The following is a 16,851-nucleotide window of genomic DNA, read 5'->3' as shown; positions in this document are numbered from 1 at the left end:
ATATGAAGTGATATCAGGCCGAAGCCAGGGCCGCGTCTGCGACACATCCTTGCCCGAACCAGGCGAGCTGGTCGGCCAGGGTCACCACGGATCCCACCATGATAAGGGCTGGGCTCTCGACCCCGGCCGCCAGCTCGGGTAACTGGTCGAGGGTGCCGCGAATGACCCGCTGGCTCGGCTGGGTGCCACGCTCGATCAGCGCCACCGGGGTGTCGCCCCCCTTGCCGTGGGTCAGCAGCTGCTCGCGGATCACGGCGCAAGACGAAAGCCCCATATAGAACACCAGGGTCTGTTTGTCTTTGGCCAGCAGCGGCCAGTCGAGATCCCGGGCGCCCCCTTTGCCGTGGGCGGTGACGAAGCGCACGCTCTGGGCGTGATCCCGATGGGTGAGGGGTATGCCGGCGTAGGCGGCGCAGCCGCTGGCAGCCGTGATCCCCGGCACCACCTGAAAGCCGATGCCGCTGCCGACCAGCGTCTCCAGCTCCTCGCCGCCACGGCCGAAGATGAAGGGATCGCCCCCCTTGAGGCGCACCACCCGCTGCCCCTTCTTCGCCTCCTCCAGCAACAGCTGGTTGATCCCCTCCTGCGGCACGCAGTGGTTGCCCGCCTGTTTGCCGACGAAGATACGCCTGGCATCGCGGCGCACCAGTGCCATCACCTCGTCGGAGACCAGGCGGTCATAGACCACCACGTCCGCCTGCTGCATCTGGCGCAGGGCGTGCAGGGTGAGCAGGCCCGGATCGCCGGGGCCGGCCCCCACCAGCACCACCTCGCCACTGGTGTGGCTTTCGTCGACAAACAGGCTGTCGGCCAGCTGGTGGGCAGAGGCGCTATCCCCCCGCGCCAGCGCCTGCCCGAGCCGGTCTGCCCCGAGCAGCCGCTCCCAGAAGCGGCGCCGCTCGCCCATGCTGGTGAAGCGCGCCTTGACCCGCTCCCGCAGGCTGCCGGCGAAGGTCGCGACGGCACCCAGATGCTGAGGCAGCAGGGCTTCGAGTTTTTCCCGCAGCAGCCGGGCCAGCACCGGGGCCTTGCCGCCGGAGGAGATGGCCACGATCAGCGGCGAGCGGTCGATGATCGACGGCATGATGAAGCTGGAGCGTTTCGGGTCGTCCACCACGTTGGCAAAGATCCGCGCCTGATTGGCGCTCTGGTAGACCAGGGCGTTCACCTCGCGCCGATCGGTGGCGGCCACCACCAGCCATTTGCCCGTCAGTTGCGCCGGCGCGAATTCACCGGCCAGCCACTCGATGCTGCCGTTGGCAGCCAGTTCCGCCAGCTCGGGGTCGAGCTCGGGCGCCACGACTGTGAGGTGGGCACCGGCATCCAGCAGCAGGCGCGCCTTGCGCTCCGCTACCTCGCCGCCGCCGACCAGCAGCACGGGTTTGTTGTCGAGTCGGCAAAAGATGGGCAAGTAGTCCATGGGGCCTCCTGATCAGGCGGTTTGGGTCTGGCTGGCAGTGGTGGTGGTCTCGCTTACCGCGACCGGGCGCTCAGCCTTGGGGGTGGCATACCAGTAGCCGAGGCCCATGAAGAGGGCGCCGGAGACGGTGTTGCCGAGCGTCACCCACAGCAGGTTGTGGCCGATACCGCCCAGGGTGTAGGCCTCGGAGTGGGCACCGAACCAGGAGAGGGCGAACAGGGTCATGTTGGCGACCGAGTGCTCGTAGCCGGAGGCGATGAAGGCCAGCAGACACCACCAGATGGCGATGAACTTGGCGGCACCCTCGGTGCGCAGCGCCATCCAGATGGCGAGGCAGACCAGCCAGTTGCACAGCACGCCCTTCATAAACAGGGTCAGCGCCGGTGCTTGGGTCTTGGCCAGCGCCACCTTGTGCGCCAGGCTGCCTGCGTCCGGCAGCAGACTGCCGCCGTAGGAGTAGATCAGCGCCACCGCGATGGAGCCGAACAGGTTGCCGGCCCAGGTTTGCGGCAGGATGCGCAGCAGATCGGCCATGGCGATCTTGCCGGTCTTCACCCCGAAGGTGAGGAACATGGTGTGGCCTGTGAACAGCTCCGAGCCGGCGATGACAACTAAGGTGAGGGCTATGCCGAAGGTGGCCCCCATCACCAGCGGACGGATGCTCGGGTCCACCAGGTTGCCCAGGGTGAAGATGAGGATGATGCCAAGGCCCACATAGGCCCCCGCCATGGCGGAGCTGAGCCAGAAGCCGAGCTTGTCGCTGCGCTCGAAGCGGTTGATGCGGGCCGCGTTGGCGGCGCACTTGTTGATGGTGTCGGTATACATCTTTATTTCCTTCAAGAGGGCCGCCCGCGGGCAGCCCTGATATGCATGGTGTTAGACGGCGACCTAGATCTGTTGATCACGTACTTCAACGGGGACGTAGCCCTGTACCGACATGGATCTGGGGTTTGTCGGCATCAGACGGCAACCCAGACCTGCTGGTCGCGTACTTCAACGGGATAGCTTTGCACCGACATGGCGGCGTTCTCGAGGCAGTGGCCGTCGCGCAGACGGAAGTGCTGCTTCTTGAGCGGGCTGGCGACCCAGAGCTCACCCTCGTGTTCAGCTACGATGCCGCGCGACAGCACGTTGGCGGCGAAGAAGGGATCCCGGTTGTCGATGGCGAACACCTCGGCCGCCGCGCTCGGGCGGAACAGGGCAATCTGGCGACCCTCAATGAGTGCGCAGACACCGGTTCCCGGCAGGATGTCGTTGAGTTGGCAGGCAAGTTTCATCGCTTAATCTCCACGTCGAGTTGGATGAACTGGCTATCGAGCAGGGCGCAAACGTCCATGCAGCCCGACAGGATGTCATTGCGTTGGCAGGCTAATTTCATCATTTGGTCTCCACCTCGATCTGGTAGACGGGGATGCGCTCGGCCGGGGTGGCCGGCCTGTGCTGGTCGCGCTCGCTGACGAACTGCACGTCCGGATCGCGCTTGTCGCTGTTGATGAAGTGGCTGAAGCGCTTGAGCGCTTCCTCTTCGTTGAGGGTGCGCGACCATTCGCATTCGTAGCTGTCGATGAGGGTCTGGATGTCGCGCTCCAGCGTCTCGGCCAGCCCCAGCTTGTCGTCGACTATCACTTCGCGCAGGTAGTCGACGCCCCCTTCCAGGTTGCCGAGCCAGACCGAGGTGCGCTGCAGTTTGTCGGCGCTGGTGACGTAGAACATCATAAAGCGGTCGATCAGCTTGATCAGGGTCTCGCGGTCGAGGTCAGACGCCAGCAGATCGGCGTGGCGCGGCTTCATGCCGCCGTTGCCGCCCACATAGAGGTTCCAGCCCGCATCGGTGGCGATGATGCCGACGTCCTTGCCCTGGGCTTCTGCACATTCACGGGTACAGCCGGAGACGCCGAACTTCATCTTGTGGGGGGTGCGAATGCCCTTGTAGCGGTTCTCGAGGAAGACCCCGAGGCCGACGCTGTCCTGCACACCGAAGCGGCACCAGGTGCTGCCGACGCAGGTCTTGGCCATGCGCAGCGCCTTGGCGTAGGCCTGACCTGTCTCGAAACCGGCCGCCAGCAGCTTGCGCCAGATGGCGGGCAGATCATCCTTCTGGGCCCCGAACAGGCCGATGCGCTGGGCGCCGGTGATCTTGGTGTAGAGCTTGTAGTCGCGGGCCACTTCGGCCACCGCCAGCAGCCCTTCCGGGGTCACTTCACCGCCGGCCATGCGCGGGATGACGGAGTAGCTGCCGTCCTTTTGCATGTTGCCGAGGAAGATGTCGTTGGTGTCCTGCAACTGGGTATTGAGCGGGCTCAGCACATAGTCGTTCCAGCAGGAGGCGAGGATGGAGCCGACGGTCGGTTTGCACACCTCGCAGCCATGGCCGTGACCGTGCTTGGCCAGCAGCTCGTCGAAGCTCTTGATCCCCTCCACCTTGACCAGGTGGAACAGCTCCTGACGGGAGTGGGGGAAGTGGGCGCAGAGGTGGTTGTTGACCTCGATGCCCTGCTTCACCAGCTCGGCGTTGAGCACCTGGCTGATGAGCGGCACGCAGCCGCCACAGCCGGTACCGGCCTTGGTGTGCGCCTTGATGGCGGCCAGCGTGGTGTGACCCTCGGCCACCGCCTGGGCGATGTCGCCCTTGGAGACGTCGAAGCAGGAGCAGATCTGGGCGGTTGAAGGCAGGGCATCCACCCCCAGGGTCGGCTTGGCACCGGCATAGGCGGGCAGGATCAGGGTGTCCGGGTGGCTCGGCAGCGGCAGGGCGTTGAGCATCAGCTGCAGCAGGTTGCCGTAGTCATCCACGTCACCCACCAACACGGCGCCGAGCAATCGGCTGTTGTCTTCGCTCACCACTATTTTCTTGTAGACGCCGGCCTGGTCATCCTGGAACACATAGCTGTGGCTGCCCGGGGTGCGGCCATGGGCATCGCCGATGGAACCGACGGAGACGCCGAGCAGCTTGAGCTTGGCGCTCATGTCCGCCCCTTCGAAGCGGCTGTTGCCGCCGAGCAGGTGGTCGACGGTGATCTGGGCCATCTTGTAGCCCGGTGCCACCAGCCCGAAGAAGCGGCCCTGCCAGGCGGCGCACTCGCCGATGGCATAGATGTCGGGGTCGGAGGTGAGGCAGTGATCGTCGATCAGCACGCCGCCACGGTCGGCGATGGCCAGTTCACAGTAACGGCCCAGGGTATCCTGCGGGCGGATCCCGGTGGAGAAGACCACCACGTCCACTTCAAGCGTGCTGCCGTCGGCGAAGGCGAGGCGGTGCTGGGCGTCGCGGCCGCCGTGCATCAGGATCTCGCTGGTGCTCTTGCTGGTGTGCACCAGCACGCCCATGGATTCAATCTTGCGGCGCAGCAGCTGGCCGCCCTGACCGTCGAGCTGTTCGGCCATCAGCACAGGGGCAAACTCCACCACGTGGGTCTCGAGACCCAGTGCCTTGAGGGCGCCGGCGGCTTCCAGGCCAAGCAGACCGCCACCGATCACCACCCCGCTCTTGCCGCTCTTGGCGGCGCTGCGGATGGCCTTCAGATCCTCGATGGTGCGATAGACGAAGCACTCGTGGTGCTGGCTGCCCTGGATGGGGGGCACCCAGGGGTAGGAGCCGGTGGCCAGCACCAGCTTGTCGTAACCGACCACAGTGCCCTTGTTGGAGTGCACTTCGCGGGTCGTTCTGTCGATTTTTTTCACCGCTTCGCCGAGCAGCAGGCGGATGCCGTGCTTGTCGTAGAAGCCGGGTTTGACGAGGGAGAGATCTTCGCTGGTGTGATGGGAGAAGTAGGAGGAGAGATGGACGCGATCGTAGGCGGGGCGGGGTTCTGCACCGAAGACAGTGATCTCGTAGCGGCCCGGGTCGGCCCGCTCGATCAGCTCTTCGATGAAGCGGTGCCCCACCATGCCGTTGCCCACAACGACCAGTCTGACTTTGCTCATGGTTGCCTCAATTTTGGAGTAATAAAACATCAATCTGACGTTAGGCTACCCAGTTAGGGGCGGTGGGCAATTGATGTAAATCAAGTGTCTATTTATATATCTCCTCAGGGGTAATTCGAGGAAATTCAAACCTATGCATAAATGGGTATACCAGTTGACGGTTTCCGTGCCCGGCACGGCCCCGGTTGAGTGCCAGCATGGCGGGCAAGAGGCCGACCCCTGGCAGGGGCCGAGTCATCAGGCGATATGGCGGCGGAACATGGCCAGCGCCAGAGAGAGGGTAACACCGGCGATGGTGAGCAGGGGCCAGAGCAGGGGCCAGGCCGCCGACCAGCCGAGATCCTTGAGGAAGACCCCCTTGAGCAGCAGGATGAAGTGGCTGAGGGGATCCACGGCCGCCAGCCACTGGAACAGCTGCGGCATGTTCTCGATGGGGGAGACATAACCGGAGAGGATCACCGCCGGCACCATGAAGGAGAAGACCCCGAGAAACGCCTGCTGCTGGGTCGAACAGAGCGACGAGACGAAGAGCCCTATCCCCGCCAGCGCCAGGCCGTAGCAAACCATGCCCGCCATCAGCAAGGTGGTGCTGCCGCCAAACGGCACCTGATAGAGGAAGCGGGCCGCCAGCGCGACTATGGTGCCCTGGCCCACCGCCACCAGGATGCCGGGTACCGCCTTGCCCGCCATGATCCAGCCCGCGGTGAGGGGGGAGACCAGCAACTGATCGAAGGTGCCCTCTTCTCGCTCCCGCGCCACCGACAGGGCGGTGACGATGAGGCAGCCGACCGTGGTAATGATGGCCACCAGGGAGGGCAATATGTGCCAGCTGAACTCGATGTTGGGATTGTAGAGGTGGCGCACCGCCAGTTCGGGCTGCCCCTTGCCCTCGCTCTGCCAGCGGGCGATCACCTCATTGATGTAGCCCGCCGCCACCTGACCCCCGTTGGAGCGGCGCCCGTCGATGATGAGTTGCAGCCTGGCCTGTTCGCTCCTGGCCAGCCGGCGGGAGAAATCCTGCGGAATGATGAGGCCGATCAGCGCCTGTTGCCCGGTGATGGCATCTGTCATCCCGGCCTCGCCCGCCACCGTCATCACTGTGGTGAAGGCGGGCATATGGGTGAGGCGTTCGATGAGCTCCCGGCTCTGCGCCCCTCCATCCTGGTCGTAGATGGCGAGCGTGTTGCCGGTCACCTCCAGGGTGGCGGCGAAGGGGAAGAGAGCCGTTTGCAGCAGCACCGGCATGATGAGCAGGAAGCGCCCCTGGGTATTGCCAAGCAGGGCCTGCAGCTCTTTCCGGATCAGCCACCAGAGTCGGATCAGCATGTTTACTCCAGGGTGCGCCGCGTCTTGCGGGCGGTGAGGGCCAGCCAGAAGGCGGCCAGCAGCAGCAGGCAGACAGCGTTGACCAGCAGGATGGAGAGCACGTTGCCCGCCTGGTAGAGGGTCTGCAGCGAGCTCGCGAAGTAGCGGGCCGGGATCAGGTGGGTGATGGCGCGCAGCAGGGGCGGCATGCTGGCGATCTCGAACACGAAGCCCGAGAGCATCATGGCCGGCAGAAAGGCCGCCGTCAGGGCGGCCTGGGCGGCATTGAACTGGTTGCGCATCACGGTGGAGAGAAAGAGCCCGAGCCCGAGGGCGCTGCCGAGAAACAGGGTGGTGAGCACGAACAGGGAGATCAGCGAGCCGCGCCAGGGCACCCCCATCACGGCCACCGAGAAGAGCAGGCAGATGAGCATGGCGGCGATGCCGAGCCCGTAGTAGGGCAGCAGCTTGGAGAGCAGTAGCTCTGCCTTGGTCACCGGGGTGGCGAGCAGCGCCTCCATGGTGCCGCGCTCCCACTCCCGGGCCACCACCAGGGAGGTGAGCAGGGCACCTATGATGGTCATCACCACGGCGATGGAGCCGGGCACCAGGAAGTTGCGGCTCACCAGCGCCGGGTTGAACCAGGCGCGGCTCTCCACCGCCACCGGCAAGGAGAATCCCTCTCTGGCGAGCCACCCCTGCCAGATCCCCTGTACGTAGTGGGTGACGAAGTTCGCCGTGTTGGGTTCGGATCCGTCGGTGAGCAGCAGGGCTTTCGGCGTGCCATCCCCCTGACTGGCAAGGGCGGCGGAGAAGCCGTCATCGATCACCAGCAGGCCGCGGATCTCGCCGCGCTCCAGACTGGCGAGCAGCGCCGCCTTGCTCGGGCCGCCGTGGATTTCCAGCGCCGTGGAGCCGCGAAGGGCCTGCTCCAGCCGCACCGCCGGGGCGCCACTATCGGTGCGCCAGATGCCGAGCCGCAGGTGGTCCACGTCCAGGTTGATGGCGTAGCCCATCACCACCAGCAGCACCACGGGCATGATGAAGGCGATGAGGATGCTGCTGGGGTCGCGCACGATTTGCAGGGACTCCTTGCGGCACAGGGCCAGCAGTCGGCGGCGGTTGATGCTCATGCGTCCTCCTCGCTGGCCTGCTCGACTAGCGTGATAAAGGCCTCTTCCATGGTTGGCAAGGCGGTGCTTGTGTCCTTGGCGGCCAACCCCTTGAGCTCGTCCGGGGTGCCCAGGGCCAGCAGGCGACCGCGGTAGATGAGGGCGATGCGATCGCAATACTCCGCCTCGTCCATGAAGTGGGTGGTGACCAACACTGTGACGCCGTGATCGGCCAGGGCATTGATGTGGGACCAGAACTCCCGCCGGGTCACCGGATCGACCCCTGAGGTGGGCTCGTCGAGAAACAGCAGCGGCGGCTCGTGGAGCAGAGCGCAGGCCAGCGATAAGCGCTGGCGCAGGCCAAGGGGCAGGGATTCCGTCTGCTGGCCGAGCCAAGGGGCGAGGGCAAACGCCTCCACCATGGCGTCGATGCGCGTCTGCTGCTGGCGACCGAACAGGCCGTAGATGCCGGCGAAGAAGGCGAGGTTCTGGGCCACGGTGAGCTGCTTGTAGAGGGAGAACTTCTGGGCCATGTAGCCGAGGTGCTGACGCGCCGCCGAGGGGCTGCGGGCGAGATCGATGCCGGTCACCAGCGCCTGTCCGCTGCTCGGGCGCAGCAGGCCGCACTCCATCTTGAAGGTGGTGGACTTGCCCGCGCCGTTGGGGCCGAGCAGGCCGAAGATCTCCCCCCGGCGCACCGCGAAGCTGACGTCGTCGGTGGCGGTGAAATCCCCGAAGCGTTTGGTGAGGCGGCGCGCCTCGATCACCGCCTCCGGGGAGACCCCCTCGGGCAGGCTGGCCTCGCGCATCAGCTGCGCCAGGCTGGACTCCCCACCCGGGCCGCCGCCGAGCAGATCGATAAAGGCATCTTCCAGCCGGGCAGGGGTCGGCACTAAGCAGCCTTCCAAGAGGCCCAGCTCCGCCAGGGGCGGCGGCATCTGGCCCGGGCGCAGCAGCAGGCGCACCCGCTCCCCCGCCACGGCGCCGTCCATCACCGCCGGGTGGGCCAGGGCACGGCGCAACAGGGCCCGCCGCTCCCGGCCGTCCAGCTCTCCCGCCTCCAGCAGCCAGCAGCGGCTCGCCATGGCGCCCATCAGGTCGGCCGGGGTGCCGCTGGTGCGCACCTCGCCGTCCGCCATCAGCAGCACGTGATCGCACAGCTCGGCCTCATCGAGGTAGGCGGTGCTCCAGAGCACCGTCATGCCTCCCTCGGCCAGCTCGCGCACCATCTGCCAGAGGGCGCGGCGGGAGATGGGATCGACCCCGACACCGGGCTCGTCGAGCAGCAACACATCCGGGGTGCCGAGCAGGGCGCAGGCCAGCCCCAGCTTCTGTTTCATCCCCCCCGACAGCTTGCCCGCTGGCCGCGCGGTGAAGCGGGCGAGATCGGTGAAGGCGAGCAGTCGCGCCAGGGTGGGAGTGCGTTCGGGCTCCAGCACACCGCGCAAGTCAGCATAGAGGCTGAGGTTCTCCTGCACGCTGAGATCCTCGTAGAGCCCGAACTGCTGGGGCATGTAGCCGAGGCGCTGACGCAAGGCATCTCCCTCGCGCACCGGATCCAGCCCGAGCACCCGGATTTCCCCGGCCTCCGGCACCAGCAGGCCGGCCAGCAGGCGCAACAGTGTGCTCTTGCCAGCCCCGTCCGGCCCTACCAGGCCGGTGATGCCGCCGGTCGGAATGGTGGCCGAGATGGCGTTGAGGGCGACCCGCTCGCCGAAGCGCTTGGTGAGCCCGGTGAGCTGGATGGCGGCATTCATGGCTGCAGCCTGACGGTGACCGGCATCCCCTGGCGCAGGGCAGAGTCAGGATCCTGCACCACTATGCGCAGCCGGTAGACCAGGTGAGTGCGAAGATCCGGCGTCTCCACGGATTTGGGGGTGAACTCGGCGGTAGGGGAGACAAAGCCCACCACCCCCAGATAGGGCTTGTCCGGCCTTGAGTCGGTGGTCAGGGTCACCCTGGCACCGCTCGGGAAGTGGCCGAGCCAGGGCTCCTCCACATAGGCGCGCACCCAGACCGGCGCTGTCAGTGAGAGGTTGAAGGCGGTAGCCCCCGGCTGCACCATGCTGCCGGTCTCGATGGCGCGGGTGAGGAGGATGCCGTCGCTCGGGGCGGTCAGCACGGCGTCGGCGAGTGCCAGTTCGGCGCTGGCCAGCGCCGCTTTGGCCCCCTGCAGCTGGGCATCTGACTGGGCAATCTCTTCGGGGCGATAGCCGGTCTCGAGCTGGCCGAGCTGCTCGCGGGCGGAGCGCACCTGGGCCTGGGTCTGATCCCGCTGGGAGCGGGCGCTGTCGAGCTGGCCACGGGAGATGGCGCCGGTCGCCGCCAGCGCACTCTGGCGACGCCACTGCTGCTCTGCCTCGAGCGCCGCCGCCTCGGCGGCGGCCAGCTCGGCCCGTGCCCGATCGCGCTCTTCGCTGCGATACCCCTTGTGGATCAAGGTGTTGGCCGCTGCGATTGCGGCCAGGTTGGCACGGGCGCTGTCGCGCTCGTGGGCGAGGGGCACGGGATCGAGACGGGCCAGCAGCTGACCCGCCTCGATGACGTCCCCCTCATCGACCAGCACCTCGCTGACTCTGCCGCCGACCCTGAACGCCAGGTTCACATCGCGGATGTCGACGTTGCCGTAGAGGATGGTGCCGTCGGCCGGGCGGCCCTGCCACCAGAGGTAGCCGCCGATCAGCGCCAGCATCACGGCCAAGATGGCGATGCGTTGTTTCATACCGGGTCTCCTTCGGGGCGGCCCTGCCACCAAAGGTAGCCACTGAACAGGGTCAGCAGCACGGCCAGGAGTGCGATGCGTTGTTTCATGCGGGATCTCCTTCGGTGCGGCGCAGGCCGCGCAGGGCCCATGCCAGGCGTTGCCGGGCAGCCTCGGGGTTGTCTATCTGGGACAGAAAGGGGGCCGCCTCCGGGGGCAGCCAACCGAGCTGGCGACCGCTGCCGGCGATCACCAGCGGCAGGCCGACCGAACCCATGATGAAGATCATCAGCTGGAGCGGGTGGCCCGCCACCAGCGACCCTTCCGCCTGCGCTGTGCGCACCTGTTCGATCAGCAGCAGGGGATGGCGGCGCGGCAGACTGAGCAGAAAGCGCTGGGCTGCCCCTTCGCCCGCCAGCGCATCGCCAAACAGGTGGTTGATAAAGCCGCGCTGGCGCGCCACCAGTCCGATCAACGCCTCCATGGTCGCCTCGAAGGTCGCGAGGGCACAGGGATAGGTGCCTTTGGCCGCCACCGTCTTGAGCTCGTCATAGAGGGGGGCGTACCAGAGCTCCACCAGCTCGTCGATAAAGGCGTCACGATTGCCGAAGTGATAGACGAAGGTGCCGAGATTGACCTCGGCCGCCGCTGCCAGCTCCCGTACCGTGAGGCCGCGCAACCCTTTGTCGGTCGCGATGGCAAGGCCGGTATCGAGCAGTTTTTGGCGAGTGGGGTGCATCTGGCAAGACTCCTTCTGAACAGATTTTGATCTGAATTATACGATCGTATAAATTCGGGGGAAGGGGCTGGCCGATCTTTTTTTGAACAAGGGGCGGGCAGGAAGCCGGGTTCTCTCGCCGGGGAGTCGGGATCAGGTGGCCCGGGTCTCCCCTCCATAGGGGGCCTGGGCGCAGGTCTCGCGAATGAGGGTGCGCAGCCAGCGGTGAGCCGGATCGGCGTCCTGGCTGGGGTGCCAGATCAGGGCGACCCGGATCCCTGCCAGCGGAAAGGGCAGGTGCAGGGTCACCAGATCGGCGTGCAGGGCGGCGCAGTGTCGCTCGGGCACGGTCGCCACCAGGTCGCAGCCCCGCACCAGGGCCAGGGCCGTGGCAAAGCCGGGGACCAGGGTCGCCGCCGTGCGTACCAGCCCGAGGTGCGCCAGGGCCTCGTCGATAGGGCCCTGCTCCAGCCCGCGCCGTGACACCAGAATGTGGCGGGCGGCGGCATAGCGGGCGGCCGTCAGAGTGCCCACGCACAGGGGGTGGCCCGGCCGCACCACGGCGACGAAGTGGTCCTGAAACAACGCCTGGGTACGTAGCTCGGGCGCAGTCTCAGCACCTATGACGCCGGTTTCGAAATCCAGTTCGCCGCGGCGCAGGGGGCCGCTCCCCTTGTCGGGTTTGGCCAGAAAGTGCAGCCTGACCCCGGGGGCCTCGGTGGCGAGCCGGGCCAGCAGGGCAGGACCGACCGCCTCCACGAAGCCGTCGCTGGACCTCAGACGAAAGGTGCGTTCCAGGCTCGCAGGATCCACCTCCTGCTGGGGGCGCAGCACGGCGTGCGCATCCTGCACCAGCTGGCTGACCTGAGCGCGCAGGGCCAGGGCCCGCGGCGTGGGCACCAGACCCCGACCCGCCCGCACCAGCAGGGGGTCACCCGTAGTCTCCCGCAGCCTGGCCAGGGCCCGGCTCATGGCGGAGGCGCTCAGGGAGAGTCGTCTGGCGGCACCGGCCACGCTGCCCTCATCCAGCAGGGCATCCAGGGTCAGCAGCAGATTGAAGTCGGGGGTATTCATGGCATAGCCCTCGCCGAGCCGGGATCCCGGGTGATGGACCCATGACGGTCGGTTGGCTTCATCATACGCAAGAATTCCTCTCTTTATATGGCGTCTTGTGCAGCTATAAGTTGCAAGTCGTGCGTCTTCCGCCTGCTCATGCCCCCCGCTAGCCTTGTGGACATCATCCTCTGCCGAAGATCATGCCATGTCATCGCTCAATTCTCTCCCGACCCCTGCCGCTCGCCGCCTCGGCCTGCTGGCGCTCGGCCTCGCCACCCTGCTGCCCATGCTGGGGGGGAGCCTGGCCAACATGGTGCTGCCTGCCCTGGGGCAGGCTTTTGCGGTGCCTTTTGCCAGTCTGCAGTGGGTGCTAGTGGCCTATCTGCTGGGGATCACCTGCCTGACCGTGGTAGCCGGTCGACTGGGGGACAGGTTCGGTCGGCGTCGCCTGCTGCTCCTGGGGCTTGGGCTCTTTGCGCTGGCCTCATTGCTGTGCGCCCTGGCGCCGACCATAGGCTGGCTGATCGCGGCCCGTGCCCTGCAGGGGATCGCTGCGGCCTGCATGCTATCCCTGGCGCTGGCCATGGTGAGCCAGCTGGTGCCGCCGGCGCGGCGGGGCTGGGGCATGGGGCTGCTCGGTACCCTGTCGGCCTGCGGCACGGCGCTCGGCCCCTCCTTTGGCGGCCTGCTGACGGCCAGCTTTGGTTGGCAGGCCCCCTTCCTGTTGCTGGTGCCCCTCAGCCTGCTGGCACTGGGCTGTGCCCGGCTCGGTCTGCCCCGGGACGACTGCTCGCCACAGGAAGAGGGGATAAGCCTCACGAGCCTGTCACTGCTGGTGGCGGCCCTGCTCTGCTACGGCCTGGCGCTGACCCTGGGGGGCGCCCTGGCCCTCTGGTGGGGGGCGGGGGCCCTGCTGGTCACAGGCTCGTTCATTCGCCGCGAGCGCCGCGCCCCTGTGCCCCTGCTGCCGCTGGCGTTGCTGGGGGCTCCGGGGCTTAGCAACGGCCTTGTCGCCAGCGCCCTGGTGGCCAGCGTCATGGTGCTGACCCTGCTCATAGGCCCCTTCTACCTGAGGGGGGTCTTCGGCCTTGGTCTCGGGACTGTCGGCCTGATGATATCGGGCGGGCCCCTGCTGGCGGCCCTGACGGGTATGCCCGCCGGCTGGCTGGTGGACAGGCTGGGCGCGCGGCAGGTGGTCCGGCTGGGGCTGGCAGTCATGGGGGCTGCGGCCCTCGGTCTGGCCGGGGCTGCTGGGCAGTTCGGCCCGCTCGGCTATCTGCTGCCCATACTGCTGCTGACCGCCGGTTATGCCCTGTTCCAGACCGCCAACAACAGTGCCGTGGTGGGGGAGGCGAGTGAGCAGACCCGGGGCGCCGTGGCCGGTCTGCTGACCCTGTCACGCAATCTGGGTCAGCTGACCGGGGTGGCCGGGCTCGGTGGCCTGTTCGCCGCCCTGGTGGGAGAGCAGGGCCTGACTCTGGCCAGCGAGCTGGTGTTCGGCACCCGGGTTCTCTTCGCCCTGAGCGCGCTGCTGATTGGCCTGGCGCTCTGGCTGGCGGGTCGCGGCCGGGAGGGGGTGCCGGTCAGGGCCTGAGCGTGGCGCATAAAAAACGCCTCCGCGAAGGGAGGCGTTTTTTTATCGGGAGAGGCGAGCTTACAGAATATAGCGGCTCAGATCCTCGTCCTCAATGAGAGCTCCGAGGTGAGCGTTGACGTAGTCGGTGTCGATGACAAAGGTCTCGCCGGACTTCTCGGAAGCATCGTAGGAGATATCCTCCATCAGGCGCTCCATCACGGTGTGCAGACGGCGGGCACCTATGTTCTCGGTGCGCTCGTTGACCTGCCAGGCCGCCTCGGCCAGACGGCGGATGCCGTCCTGGGTGAACTCGATCTTGACCCCTTCGGTGGCCATCAGGGCCTGGTACTGATCGGTCAGGGAGGCGTTCGGCTCGGTCAGGATTCGCTCGAAGTCATGGGTGGTGAGCGCGGTCAGTTCGACCCGGATCGGCAGGCGACCCTGCAGCTCGGGGATGAGGTCAGACGGACGGGCCACCTGGAAGGCGCCGGAGGCGACAAACAGGATGTGGTCTGTCTTGACCATGCCGTGCTTGGTGTTGACGGTGCAACCCTCGACCAGGGGCAGCAGATCGCGCTGCACCCCTTCGCGGGAGACATCGGGGCCCGAGCTCTCGCCGCGCTTGCAGATCTTGTCGATCTCGTCGAGGAAGACGATGCCGTTGTTCTCGACCGCGGCAATGGCCTTCTGCTTCAGCTCTTCCGGGTTGACCAGGCGGGCAGCTTCCTCTTCGATCAGCGCCTTCATGGCCTCCTTGACCTTGATCTTGCGCTTCTTCTTCTGCTGCTGGCCCAAGTTCTGGAACAGCCCCTGCAACTGGTTGGCCATCTCTTCCATGCCCGGCGGGGTCATGATGTCGACGCCCATGGGGGTGGCGGCGAGATCCAGCTCGATCTCTTTGTCATCCAGCTGACCTTCCCGCAGTTTCTTGCGGAAGATCTGGCGGGTGTTGGAGTTGTCGGCCTTCTCTTCCTCGCCCCAGCTGTTGCGCGGGTTCGGCAGCAGGGCGTCGAGGATGCGCTCCTCGGCGGCTTCCTCGGCGCGGTATTTCATCTTCTCCATCTCGGTCTCGCGCACCAGCTTGATGGCGACATCGGTGAGATCGCGGATGATGCTGTCCACTTCCTTGCCCACATAGCCCACTTCGGTGAACTTGGTCGCTTCCACCTTGATGAAGGGGGCATTGGCGAGCTTGGCCAGACGACGGGCGATCTCGGTCTTGCCGACCCCGGTCGGGCCTATCATCAGGATGTTTTTCGGGGTCACTTCATGGCGCATCTCTTCGCTGAGCTGCATCCGGCGCCAGCGGTTGCGCAGGGCCACGGCCACCGCACGCTTGGCATCGGCCTGACCGATGATGTGACGGTCCAGCTCGTGGACGATTTCTCTCGGGGTCATCTCGGACATGATGGAGTTCCTGTATCCGGGGCGGGCAGGGCCCACCCCTTGGAGAATGAGTTGGCTGGCGGGCGCCCTTACTTGGCGCTGTAGTCCAGCACTTCGATGGTGTGGTTGCCGTTGGTGAAGACGCAGATGTCGCCCGCAATCTTGAGGGACTTCTCGACTATGGTCCTGGCATCCAGCTCGGTGTTTTCCAGCAGGGCGATGGCGGCGGACTGGGCGAAGTTGCCGCCCGAGCCGATGGCGATCAGGTCATGCTCTGGCTGCACCACGTCACCGTTGCCGGTGATGATGAAGGATTTGTGCTCGTCGGCCACGGCCAGCAGGGCCTCGAGGCGGCGCAGGGCGCGATCGGTGCGCCAGTCCTTGGCCAGCGCCACGGCGGCGCGTTCCAGGTTGCCCTGATGGGCCTGCAGTTTGGCTTCGAAGCGCTCGAGCAGGGTGAAGGCGTCGGCGGTGCCGCCGGCAAAACCTGCCAGCACCTTGCCGTTGTAGAGACGATGAACCTTGCGGGCGTTGCCCTTCATGACGGTGTTGCCGAGGGAGACCTGGCCATCACCGCCGATCACGACCTGGCCGTTGCGGCGGACGGAAACTATGGTAGTCACTTTACTTACCTCGCTTGAGCCGAATGACGGCCGGACTGTGCATGGCAAGAAAGATGGGGATGGCAAACCGGCTTTTCAAGCCTGACTGTTGTCGGGAAAAAAGGGGGAGGCCATGTCGGCGAGGGAGAGGGGAGTCGAAAGGAGAAGGGCCGGGGTTGTTCCCCGGCCCTTCTTGATTGGCTCTGCGGCTAGCCTTTCTTGGGGATGCAGCCGCTGATGCCGGAGCCTTGCAGCTTGCGGTTGGCCGCATCGACCGCCGCCTTGCCGCTGAAGGGGCCCACCATCACCTTGTAGACGGTGCCATTGGCGCCATTGACCACCTGCAGGCTGGAGGAGAGGCCGGCGCCGAAGGCGATGCGCGCCTTGAGCGACTCTGCGGAATCCTGCGAGCGCAGGGCGGCGCACTGCATCATGTAACGACCGCCGTCGGCTGCCGCCGTCTGGGTCGCCGCCTTGGCCCTGGCGGCCTCGGCCCGCTCCCGCTCCAGTTCGGCACGGATCTCCCGCTCCATCCGCTCACGCTCGGCCTTCTGGTTGATCACCTGCTCTTGCGCGCTGGCGACCGGGGCACCGGTGGCCGGCTTGGCCGGTTGTACCGGTTGCGGCTGGAAGGGCTTCACCTGACCGATGGGGGTCCCCGGTTGGGGGATCTCGGTCGGTACCGGCTGCGGCAGCTTCTCGGGTTGCAGGGTCAGAGTCTCGGCAGGCGGTGGTGGCAGCACGCCCGGCTGGGGCGGCGGCTCTATGATGTCCACCTGCTTGTTCTCCAGCCGTTCGATGTAGCTCCACTTCTCCTGAGGCAGGGTATTGCCCTGAGCCTTGGGTTTGTTGGCCTTCACCTGCTCTTCGATGGTGGGGGCATCCGCCCCCTTGCCGTTGATCAGGTAAAGGAAGGCGCCAAAGCCGACGACCAGGGCCCCGGCCAGCAGTGCCGGGATAACAGGAAAGCGGCGAGGCGCCGCTTTCTTGATGTTACGACCACCGGCCCGTCGTCTCGGGCTGTTGCTGACGTAATCCCGGGTCGCCATCT

At 66.3% G+C, this 16,851-nt stretch carries 14 protein-coding genes; 1 reads left to right on the top strand and 13 read right to left on the bottom strand.

Annotation, left to right across the window (positions count from 1 at the left end):
- Positions 1–13: 13 nt before the first annotated feature.
- The 10 genes from cysG to PG898_RS09735 form a co-directional block, all read right to left on the bottom strand.
- Positions 14–1,420 (bottom strand): siroheme synthase CysG, encoded by a 1,407-nt coding sequence (gene cysG / locus PG898_RS09780; protein WP_270823877.1) that lies wholly within the window; start codon positions 1,418–1,420, stop codon positions 14–16.
- Positions 1,421–1,432: 12 nt separating this feature from the next.
- Positions 1,433–2,245 (bottom strand): nitrite transporter NirC, encoded by an 813-nt coding sequence (gene nirC, locus PG898_RS09775; protein WP_270823878.1) that lies wholly within the window; start codon positions 2,243–2,245, stop codon positions 1,433–1,435.
- Between the two features lie 134 nt (positions 2,246–2,379).
- Positions 2,380–2,697 carry a nitrite reductase small subunit NirD gene (gene nirD, locus PG898_RS09770; protein ID WP_268424352.1) on the bottom strand — a complete coding sequence of 106 codons (318 nt, stop codon included), beginning with the start codon at positions 2,695–2,697 and terminating at the stop codon, positions 2,380–2,382.
- Between the two features lie 100 nt (positions 2,698–2,797).
- Entirely contained in the window at positions 2,798–5,344 is a 2,547-nt protein-coding gene (nirB, locus tag PG898_RS09765; protein WP_270823879.1) for a nitrite reductase large subunit NirB, read from the bottom strand.
- 237 nt (positions 5,345–5,581) lie between these two features.
- Entirely contained in the window at positions 5,582–6,670 is a 1,089-nt protein-coding gene (locus tag PG898_RS09760; protein WP_270823880.1) for an ABC transporter permease, read from the bottom strand.
- Positions 6,671–6,672: 2 nt separating this feature from the next.
- Entirely contained in the window at positions 6,673–7,782 is a 1,110-nt protein-coding gene (locus tag PG898_RS09755; protein ID WP_270823881.1) for an ABC transporter permease, read from the bottom strand.
- Complete coding sequence (locus tag PG898_RS09750) at positions 7,779–9,518, bottom strand: ATP-binding cassette domain-containing protein (RefSeq protein WP_270823882.1); 1,740 nt, start codon at positions 9,516–9,518, stop codon at positions 7,779–7,781. The genes PG898_RS09755 and PG898_RS09750 overlap by 4 nt, the downstream gene beginning before the upstream one ends.
- Positions 9,515–10,483: a secretion protein HlyD gene (hlyD, locus tag PG898_RS09745; protein ID WP_270823883.1), complete on the bottom strand. Its 969-nt coding sequence runs from the start codon at positions 10,481–10,483 to the stop codon at positions 9,515–9,517. Before hlyD ends, PG898_RS09750 begins: the two co-directional genes overlap by 4 nt.
- Before the next feature lie 85 nt (positions 10,484–10,568).
- Positions 10,569–11,201 carry a TetR/AcrR family transcriptional regulator gene (locus PG898_RS09740; RefSeq protein ID WP_042649178.1) on the bottom strand — a complete coding sequence of 211 codons (633 nt, stop codon included), beginning with the start codon at positions 11,199–11,201 and terminating at the stop codon, positions 10,569–10,571.
- Between the two features lie 132 nt (positions 11,202–11,333).
- Positions 11,334–12,254: a LysR family transcriptional regulator gene (locus PG898_RS09735; RefSeq protein WP_270823884.1), complete on the bottom strand. Its 921-nt coding sequence runs from the start codon at positions 12,252–12,254 to the stop codon at positions 11,334–11,336.
- Positions 12,255–12,441: 187 nt separating this feature from the next.
- On the opposite strand from PG898_RS09735, the gene PG898_RS09730 reads away from it, so the two are divergent.
- Positions 12,442–13,830 (top strand): MFS transporter, encoded by a 1,389-nt coding sequence (locus PG898_RS09730; protein WP_270823885.1) that lies wholly within the window; start codon positions 12,442–12,444, stop codon positions 13,828–13,830.
- Between the two features lie 60 nt (positions 13,831–13,890).
- Here the strand turns inward: PG898_RS09730 and hslU are convergent, their stop codons facing one another.
- The 3 genes from hslU to PG898_RS09715 form a co-directional block, all read right to left on the bottom strand.
- On the bottom strand, positions 13,891–15,219 hold the full coding sequence (hslU, locus tag PG898_RS09725; RefSeq protein ID WP_005328414.1) for an HslU--HslV peptidase ATPase subunit: 1,329 nt from the start codon (positions 15,217–15,219) through the stop codon (positions 13,891–13,893).
- Between the two features lie 68 nt (positions 15,220–15,287).
- Positions 15,288–15,821, bottom strand: a complete 534-nt coding sequence (gene hslV, locus PG898_RS09720; RefSeq protein ID WP_005340772.1) for an ATP-dependent protease subunit HslV — start codon at positions 15,819–15,821, stop codon at positions 15,288–15,290.
- Between the two features lie 188 nt (positions 15,822–16,009).
- Positions 16,010–16,849: an SPOR domain-containing protein gene (locus PG898_RS09715; protein ID WP_171269354.1), complete on the bottom strand. Its 840-nt coding sequence runs from the start codon at positions 16,847–16,849 to the stop codon at positions 16,010–16,012.
- Positions 16,850–16,851 lie beyond the last annotated feature (2 nt).

Source organism: Aeromonas sp. QDB31, from assembly GCF_027707605.1.
GTDB lineage: Bacteria > Pseudomonadota > Gammaproteobacteria > Enterobacterales > Aeromonadaceae > Aeromonas > Aeromonas media.
The sequence above is the reverse complement of the archived record's forward strand: the minus strand, read 5'-3'. Positions and strand labels throughout refer to the sequence as shown.

Coding starts and splice junctions, on each gene's coding strand:
- cysG (WP_270823877.1), bottom strand. CDS start 1,420: ATGGACTACTTGCCCATCTTTTGCCGACTCGACAACAAACCCGTGCTG.
- nirC (WP_270823878.1), bottom strand. CDS start 2,245: ATGTATACCGACACCATCAACAAGTGCGCCGCCAACGCGGCCCGCATC.
- nirD (WP_268424352.1), bottom strand. CDS start 2,697: ATGAAACTTGCCTGCCAACTCAACGACATCCTGCCGGGAACCGGTGTC.
- nirB (WP_270823879.1), bottom strand. CDS start 5,344: ATGAGCAAAGTCAGACTGGTCGTTGTGGGCAACGGCATGGTGGGGCAC.
- PG898_RS09760 (WP_270823880.1), bottom strand. CDS start 6,670: ATGCTGATCCGACTCTGGTGGCTGATCCGGAAAGAGCTGCAGGCCCTG.
- PG898_RS09755 (WP_270823881.1), bottom strand. CDS start 7,782: ATGAGCATCAACCGCCGCCGACTGCTGGCCCTGTGCCGCAAGGAGTCC.
- PG898_RS09750 (WP_270823882.1), bottom strand. CDS start 9,518: ATGAATGCCGCCATCCAGCTCACCGGGCTCACCAAGCGCTTCGGCGAG.
- hlyD (WP_270823883.1), bottom strand. CDS start 10,483: ATGAAACAACGCATCGCCATCTTGGCCGTGATGCTGGCGCTGATCGGC.
- PG898_RS09740 (WP_042649178.1), bottom strand. CDS start 11,201: ATGCACCCCACTCGCCAAAAACTGCTCGATACCGGCCTTGCCATCGCG.
- PG898_RS09735 (WP_270823884.1), bottom strand. CDS start 12,254: ATGAATACCCCCGACTTCAATCTGCTGCTGACCCTGGATGCCCTGCTG.
- PG898_RS09730 (WP_270823885.1), top strand. CDS start 12,442: ATGTCATCGCTCAATTCTCTCCCGACCCCTGCCGCTCGCCGCCTCGGC.
- hslU (WP_005328414.1), bottom strand. CDS start 15,219: ATGTCCGAGATGACCCCGAGAGAAATCGTCCACGAGCTGGACCGTCAC.
- PG898_RS09715 (WP_171269354.1), bottom strand. CDS start 16,849: ATGGCGACCCGGGATTACGTCAGCAACAGCCCGAGACGACGGGCCGGT.